General features: G+C 54.0%; 1 rRNA gene. It reads left to right on the top strand.

The features are described 5' to 3' along the window. Positions 1-1,351, top strand: a 16S ribosomal RNA gene (locus B7C60_RS00010); the annotation flags it as partial. Between the last annotated feature and the right edge of the window lie 48 nt (positions 1,352-1,399).

Below are 1,399 nucleotides of genomic sequence, written 5' to 3'. Positions count from 1 at the left end.
GTCAAAGAGGGGGACCTTCGGGCCTCTCGCGTCAGGATATGCCCAGGTGGGATTAGCTAGTTGGTGAGGTAAGGGCTCACCAAGGCGACGATCCCTAGCTGGTCTGAGAGGATGATCAGCCACACTGGAACTGAGACACGGTCCAGACTCCTACGGGAGGCAGCAGTGGGGAATATTGCACAATGGGCGCAAGCCTGATGCAGCCATGCCGCGTGTATGAAGAAGGCCTTCGGGTTGTAAAGTACTTTCAGTCGTGAGGAAGGGGATATCGTTAATAGCGGTATGCTTTGACGTTAGCGACAGAAGAAGCACCGGCTAACTCCGTGCCAGCAGCCGCGGTAATACGGAGGGTGCGAGCGTTAATCGGAATTACTGGGCGTAAAGCGCATGCAGGTGGTTTGTTAAGTCAGATGTGAAAGCCCGGGGCTCAACCTCGGAGTTGCATTTGAAACTGGCAGGCTAGAGTACTGTAGAGGGGGGTAGAATTTCAGGTGTAGCGGTGAAATGCGTAGAGATCTGAAGGAATACCAGTGGCGAAGGCGGCCCCCTGGACAGATACTGACACTCAGATGCGAAAGCGTGGGGAGCAAACAGGATTAGATACCCTGGTAGTCCACGCCGTAAACGATGTCTACTTGGAGGTTGCGGCCTTGAGCTGTGGCTTTCGGAGCTAACGCGTTAAGTAGACCGCCTGGGGAGTACGGTCGCAAGATTAAAACTCAAATGAATTGACGGGGGCCCGCACAAGCGGTGGAGCATGTGGTTTAATTCGATGCAACGCGAAGAACCTTACCTACTCTTGACATCCAGAGAAGCCAGCGGAGACGCAGGTGTGCCTTCGGGAGCTCTGAGACAGGTGCTGCATGGCTGTCGTCAGCTCGTGTTGTGAAATGTTGGGTTAAGTCCCGCAACGAGCGCAACCCTTATCCTTGTTTGCCAGCACTTCGGGTGGGAACTCCAGGGAGACTGCCGGTGATAAACCGGAGGAAGGTGGGGACGACGTCAAGTCATCATGGCCCTTACGAGTAGGGCTACACACGTGCTACAATGGCGCATACAGAGGGCGGCGAGACAGCGATGTTAAGCGAATCCCAAAAAGTGCGTCGTAGTCCGGATTGGAGTCTGCAACTCGACTCCATGAAGTCGGAATCGCTAGTAATCGTGAATCAGAATGTCACGGTGAATACGTTCCCGGGCCTTGTACACACCGCCCGTCACACCATGGGAGTGGGCTGCAAAAGAAGCAGGTAGTTTAACCTTCGGGGGGACGCTTGCCACTTTGTGGTTCATGACTGGGGTGAAGTCGTAACAAGGTAGCGCTAGGGGAACCTGGCGCTGGATCACCTCCTTACGTAAAGATTGTGCATTGATGAGTGTTCACACAGATTGATTTGGTTTA

The organism is Vibrio fujianensis, assembly GCF_002749895.1.
Classification (GTDB): domain Bacteria; phylum Pseudomonadota; class Gammaproteobacteria; order Enterobacterales; family Vibrionaceae; genus Vibrio; species Vibrio fujianensis.
The sequence above is the reverse complement of the archived record's forward strand: the minus strand, read 5'-3'. Positions and strand labels throughout refer to the sequence as shown.